The organism is Tissierella sp., from assembly GCF_052089545.1.
GTDB lineage: Bacteria > Bacillota > Clostridia > Tissierellales > Tissierellaceae > Tissierella_A.
Window position 1 is genome coordinate 1 of sequence record NZ_JBQDAA010000138.1, and the last position, 6,447, is coordinate 6,447.

The window sequence follows — 6,447 nt, forward strand, 5'->3', positions numbered from 1 at the left end:
TTTTTAAAAATCACATTCTGCAACTATCTATTACTATAATAAATTTTGTGTAATCCATTATAGCAGTAAATATTAGTAAAATAAACTTTCTAGGCATATTTCCTAGAATCTACTTATTTTATATTATACATTAAGCAGATTATATTTGTCTAAACTTTATAATTCCTTTATAATTTTTTATTTATTTTGATATCAAAATAAATAAGCCCTTAAATCTTTTAAATCTAAGGACTTATACAATATTCTGACCTTAATAAGCTTATATATTTTAAAAAGATATTTATCTAGCCGCCCTAATCTTTGTTATATCTTGCCAGTTCTTTGAAACTATCATTGCTAAAGTATTTATTTCATCAATCATTGTGTCTATTTTGTTATTTACTTCTTCTTTAAATTCTGTTAGTTGTGCAGTTTGTTCTATAACAGCCTTAAGGTCTCTTTTCATCTCTTGCTGCTCTAGCTTCATAATCTGCTGTTCTTTTTTCATCTCTTTTTGTTCTAGCTTCATCTCTTGCTGCTCTTTTTTCATAGCTTGCTGTTCTACTTTTATTTCATCTTGCCCTTCTCTTAGTGCCTTTAGTTCTTCTAAGACTATACTTTGAAATTCTTCTGCGCTCATTTTTATCTCTCCTTAAATATTTTTTATTTAAGTCCAATTTTTGTGTGTATCTATTATATCAGTAATTGGTGATAAATAAAACCCTTAAATCTCAGATTTAAGGGTTTTGTGTTTATCTTTAATTTTTAGCCTATTGCTTCTGCTCCTAGGAATAGTTCGATATCATCTTCTACTGATCCTATTGGTGCTATACCGAATGTATCTACTAAAACATTTGCTACATTTGGTGAAAGGAAAGCTGGAAGAGTTGGTCCTAAGTGTATATCTTTAACTCCTAAGGAAAGAAGTGCTAATAACACTATTACAGCTTTTTGTTCATACCAAGCTATATTGTAAACTATTGGAAGTTCATTTATATCGTTAAGTTCAAATATTTCTTGAAGTTTCATAGCTATAACTGCTAATGAATAAGAGTCGTTACATTGTCCCGCATCAAGTACTCTTGGAATTCCACCGATATCTCCAAGGTTTAGTTTATTATATCTATATTTAGCGCATCCTGCTGTTAATATAACAGTATCATCTGGAAGTGCTGCTGCAAAGTCTGTGTAGTAGTTTCTACCTTTTTGTCTACCATCACAACCACCCATAACAAAGAATTTCTTAATAGCGCCTGTCTTAACTGCATCTACTACCTTATCAGCTAAAGCAAATACTTGAGCATGTGCAAATCCTCCAACTATTGTTCCTGTTTCTATTTCAGTTGGTGCAGGAAGTCTTTTAGCATGTTCTATTACTTCTGAGAAGTCTTTAACTCCACCTTCTACTCTATCAGGAATATGAGTGAATCCTGGATATCCTGAGCTACCTGTAGTGTATACTCTGTCAGCATAAGATGCTTTAGGAGGTACTATACAGTTAGTAGTAAATAGGATTGCTCCGTTAAATGATTCAAATTCTTCTTTTTGTTTCCACCAAGAGTTTCCATAGTTACCTACAAAGTGATCATACTTTTTAAATGCTGGGTAATAGTTAGCTGGAAGCATTTCACTATGAGTGTATACATCTACTCCAGTTCCTTCAGTTTGAATTAAAAGTTCTTCAAAGTCTTTTAAGTCATGACCTGAAACAAGTATTGCTGGGTTATCTCTAACTCCTATATTTACTTCTGTTATTTCTGGGTTACCATAAGCTGAAGTATTAGCCTTATCTAAAAGAGCCATAGTTTTTACACCATATTCTCCAGTTTTAAGAGTTAAAGCTACTAGTTCATCTGCTGTTAAACTGTCATCTAGAGTAGCTGCTAAAGCTTCTCTTATGAAATGAGCAATTTCTTTATCTTCATGGCCTAAGTTGTCTGCATGTTCTGCATAAGCTGCCATTCCTTTTAATCCGTAAGTAATAAGTTCACGTAAAGAACGAACGTCTTCGTTTTCAGTAGCAAGTACTCCTACTTCTTCACTTGTAGCTTTAAATACTATGTCGTCGTTTGAGTTAATAGTAAATGTAGCTGGATCTTTTAAGTCACCTAAGTCTACACCTTTTTCTATTAAGTCAGCTTTAAGCTTGTCCCTAAGTTTTAATGCTTCTTTTATCTTTTCAAAGAATCTATCTTTGTCAAAGTTAGCATTTGTGATAGTCATAAATAGACCTTCTATAATAAATCTATCCATTCCTTCCATATCATAATCAATTTCATCTGCTTTAAGGCCAAGAACTGATATTCCTTTAAGTGCATATATCATAAGGTCTTGAAGGTTAGCAACATCTGCTGTTTTACCACACATACCTACTTTAGTACATCCTTTGTTGCCCATTGCTTCTTGACACTGGTAACAAAACATTTTCATATTATTCCTCCTAAATTTATTTTGTTTTTTACTTATTGTGCTTTCATACTTCTTAACTATATACCCATTATATCTTATAAATTAACATTTATCGGTAACTCTTGTTACAGATAAGCAATCTTTTTAATAATTTATATCTGCAGCTTTTATTCTGTCAGGATAATTTACTGAACAAGGAGTTACCCCATAGACCATATTACAATGCGGGCACTTACTTTCTAAATGAGTCATTTGAAACTCTTTGCCACATTCTACACATTCTAGGGTAAAAGGTATAGGCATCTCCCTAGTATTAAAACCCATCATCCTTATTTTATCTACTACCATTCTTCCACCTTCGAAACTACCAGTACAACCTTCGTGCATATCTATCTCTCCTTTTAATTTTTATTATTTTATACTTTATAAACTAATTTAGTTTTGTTTAATTTACCTTTCTTCGCCTTGTATTTCTTTTATTGTTAACTATTTTAATTTATTATGTTTTACTTATTGAATAAATAAAGCAAACAGCATAGAGAAGTAAAACATAAGATGTTTCGACTACGCTCAACATGACAAAGATAGTCAACCATACAATAAATTTACTTTCATGTCATTCTGAGCTTGCCGAAGAATCTATTCTTTCTCTTTTATGTCATTCTGAGCTTGCCGAAGAATCTATTCTTTCTCTTTTCATAATGTAGTCTTACACTAAACTATTTATCTAAACTAAGCTCTTTACCTTCACGTAAATCTGTTCTTATTCCTTGAATTATGTTATCCATTTTTTCTAGTTCTTTTAAGAGTTCTTTTTCTTTTGGTGAGGTTTTTACTATTTTTTCTATACCACCATTTTGAATTATTATTCTTCTGTCTCCTATAAGAGCTAGTGTTGGGTCGTGGGTTGCCATTAGAACTATTTTTTCTTCGCCTACTAGAAGATCAAGTGCTTTTCTTCTGTCTATTCCTGCGTTTTCTATCTCATCTATAAGTACTATTGGTGATGAACTTAGTATTGCAGTATCTGCTATCATAAGTGCTCTAGACTGTCCTCCACTTAGGGAGGTTATAGGAGTATCTAGTAAAAACTTTTCTCCTGCTAGTTTGTTTGCTTCTTTTATAATATGCTTTATTACACCTTCTATATCTTCTACCAGTCTACTAGCTGCATGAAGTTCTAAAAATTCTCTTACAGTTAAATCCATTACAAAATTCATATTTTGTGAAAGTTGAGCTACTAATTTATTATTTGAAGAAAATCTCCATTTCATATCTGGCTTTTTTTCATCTACCAATATACTTCTTCCTGTAAGTGTATCATTTTGAGCTGTCCACTCTATATCTGCAAGAAGTCGTGATTTACCAGAACCAGTAGGACCTACTATAGCTATGATTTCTGATTTGTGGAGAGTTAGACTTTCAAAACCTTCTTTTTCTTTTGATTTATCAAATCCAGGAAGTATTGTAAGGCTTTTTACAACACTTTCTTCTTTAATACCTAAAAACTCCTTCATATTTTTTATATATTCTTCTAAATTTTCCATCAAGGAATCCTTATCTATTGCAAAGTCTTCTATATCTTGTTCAGAAAAACCGTCTAAAAATTCACTAAAAGTTCGACTTTCATCTTCTTTTATATTTAACTTGTTTGATTCAAAATAGTCTATTACAAAAGGATACTTTTTTATTAATTTACTTAGCTCTATATTATTCATCTTCTTCACCTAAATCCATTTTTCTTACATTGCCCATTTGATAAGCTTCTCCTATTTTAGTTTCTCCAAGACAATAGGAACACATGGCTGCAGGCATTGGAAATCTAAGCTCCATACCTTGAACAGTTTCTATTTCCTTATCTTTATCATAAAGTAGGGTGCTTAATTCAAAGGCTCCTTGTCCAGTAAGTCCATTTACATGCATAGTCATAGCTTTAGGATTTACTGAGTTTACACGTGATGCAAACACTTCTCTTTCAGCTTGGGAAACTATATCTCCTTTTGTTATAACAACTATATCTGAAGATTTTAACATAGGGCCTATCTTCTTAGGTGTATTAATTCCTGATAGGTTATCTATAACACATATTCCTTTTATTTCTTTTATATAGGGCGAACATCTATTACAAAGTCCTGCCGACTCTGTAATAAGAAGATCTAAATCTTTTTTTATACCCCATTGAACTACTTCTTCTATATTAGATGCAAAGTAGTGGTCTGGACAAAGTGCTCCTGATAAACCCTTTTTTACTGGTATCCCCATTTTTTCGTACAATATATCGTCATCTGTATATAGACAGTCAAACTTTACTACTCCAACAGAAATATCTCTACTTTTTAAAGCATCTATAACTTTCAATATTATACTAGTCTTTCCTGAGGAAGGTGGACCAGAAAATATAACTAAATTCATCTTTTTTACCTCCTATACACTCTTATTAAATATTTCCTCACATTCTTTTAATAAACGTCCTATATCATTATTATTTATAAAGTCCCAACCAAGCCACATAAACTTTTGGGAGTCTTTTAATTCATTGTCTACTTCAATATTTGTAGATGGAAACTTTCCATTGTGTGAAAGTATCTCTCCTATTTCTTTTGATGCAAAATAATCTACAAATGGTTTTAATTTTTCTTCTTTTTTACCTTTACTAAGTAAAAATATTGGACTTATAACAGCCCCATCTTCTGGCCATACAGGAACCATAGGTCCTTTTCCAGTTATCATCTTTGTAAAAAAGTATGGCATAATTGTAACAGTTGGTTTATCTTTCTTTTTATAGGATTTTACCATTTCTGAAGGATGTAAATTTCTCATAAAGCTTTTACCAAGACCTTCTAATCCTTCTTTGCCATAAGTTTTATATATGTTTAAAAGAATCGCATTAAATAGGTCAAAGTCTCCTATTGGAAGTGAAACCTCTCCTCTAAATTCTTCCTTAAAAAGATCCTTCCATGTTTTTGGAAACTCCCTATCTCCTATTTCTTCTTTGTTTACTAAAAACACTGCTGGTACCACTCCTATTATAGAATAGTTTCCATCTGGGTCTTGCAGATCTATATGATCATTTTGAAAGTCTTTATTCATCTTTTCGTATCGAAGTAAGTCTTTAAAAACCCCTTTTTCTTTGAAGCCACCCATAAGTGTTTTATCAAAGAAAAGATCAAATCCAGCTGACATAAAAAGGTCTGGTAAACTATCTTCATCTACACCTTTTATCTTATCTTTTATCCAGTCTACTCCACCACTTGCAACTTTAAGGTCATATTCTATGTCATAAGCTAAGTCTTGGTTTTCTAAAAAGTCTTCAAAACCTTCTAACATGGGAAGTCTTACGGGACAAGGAAGTATACCATTTATCTTTATATCTGCATCTTTTATGTTTTTACCTGTGTCCATTTTACCGTCTACATCGGTTAGGTTTTCTTCTATTATATCTATAAGTTTTTCCTCAAATAAATCTGTATTTATCTTTTTACTCTTACAAGCCATTTCAACACTTATAGTTTTTCCCATGACCTTTCTCATAGTATCATTTTTAAGTTGTTCAAAGCCTGCCTCAACAAATACATCTATAGTTTCAGGGTATTTTTGAGTTAGATCATAAACTTTATCATTTATATTAAAATATTTATTCATATTTATTTACCTCCTACAAGGTTTTTTACTTTATTTTACTTACCAGAATCATTATACAACTAAAAATACAAAGATTCGGTAACATGTGTTACTCTTTTCTTTTTTATATAAACTCATTAAATTTAAAGTCCTTGTACATATTCTATTATTTCATATTCTTATATTTAATAATTAAAATCTAGAGTTTATTTCACTAAATTGAACATATTAAATAAAAGCAACTTAAAATGATTTAAAAATATATTTTCTCCCTAAAATAATAACTTATATCAAGGAAAAAACATTCTTTAAATCTCTAATTTGGGGTAAATAGTTATTGATAATACCTTTACAAAGTTAAAATTAAAAAACTAAATATATTTATCCTGAATTATTCACAATAATTTAATAATGTATCTCAATAGCTCATAGCTACTA

6 protein-coding genes are annotated in these 6,447 nt (G+C 30.9%); all 6 read right to left on the reverse strand.

The features are described 5' to 3' along the window. Window positions 1-280: 280 nt before the first annotated feature. The 6 genes from ACTHW2_RS09585 to ACTHW2_RS09610 all read right to left on the reverse strand — a co-directional run bounded on the left by ACTHW2_RS09585 (window position 281) and on the right by ACTHW2_RS09610 (window position 6,030). Complete coding sequence (locus tag ACTHW2_RS09585; RefSeq protein ID WP_442263711.1) at window positions 281-619, reverse strand: hypothetical protein; 339 nt, start codon at window positions 617-619, stop codon at window positions 281-283. A gap of 125 nt (window positions 620-744) precedes the next feature. After that, entirely contained in the window at window positions 745-2,409 is a 1,665-nt protein-coding gene (hcp, locus tag ACTHW2_RS09590) for a hydroxylamine reductase (protein WP_442263712.1), read from the reverse strand. A 123-nt stretch (window positions 2,410-2,532) separates the two neighbouring features. Then, the gene (locus tag ACTHW2_RS09595) at window positions 2,533-2,775 is read right to left on the reverse strand and encodes a hypothetical protein (protein ID WP_442263713.1); all 243 of its coding nucleotides are present in this window, start codon (window positions 2,773-2,775) and stop codon (window positions 2,533-2,535) included. A 332-nt stretch (window positions 2,776-3,107) separates the two neighbouring features. Continuing rightward, entirely contained in the window at window positions 3,108-4,106 is a 999-nt protein-coding gene (locus tag ACTHW2_RS09600) for an ATP-binding cassette domain-containing protein (protein WP_442263714.1), read from the reverse strand. Beyond that, window positions 4,099-4,800: a GTP-binding protein gene (locus ACTHW2_RS09605; RefSeq protein ID WP_442263715.1), complete on the reverse strand. Its 702-nt coding sequence runs from the start codon at window positions 4,798-4,800 to the stop codon at window positions 4,099-4,101. The genes ACTHW2_RS09600 and ACTHW2_RS09605 overlap by 8 nt, the downstream gene beginning before the upstream one ends. 12 nt (window positions 4,801-4,812) lie before the next feature. Then, a complete protein-coding gene (locus tag ACTHW2_RS09610) occupies window positions 4,813-6,030 on the reverse strand; it encodes an ABC transporter substrate-binding protein (RefSeq protein WP_442263716.1) in 1,218 nt (405 codons plus the stop codon). Window positions 6,031-6,447 lie beyond the last annotated feature (417 nt).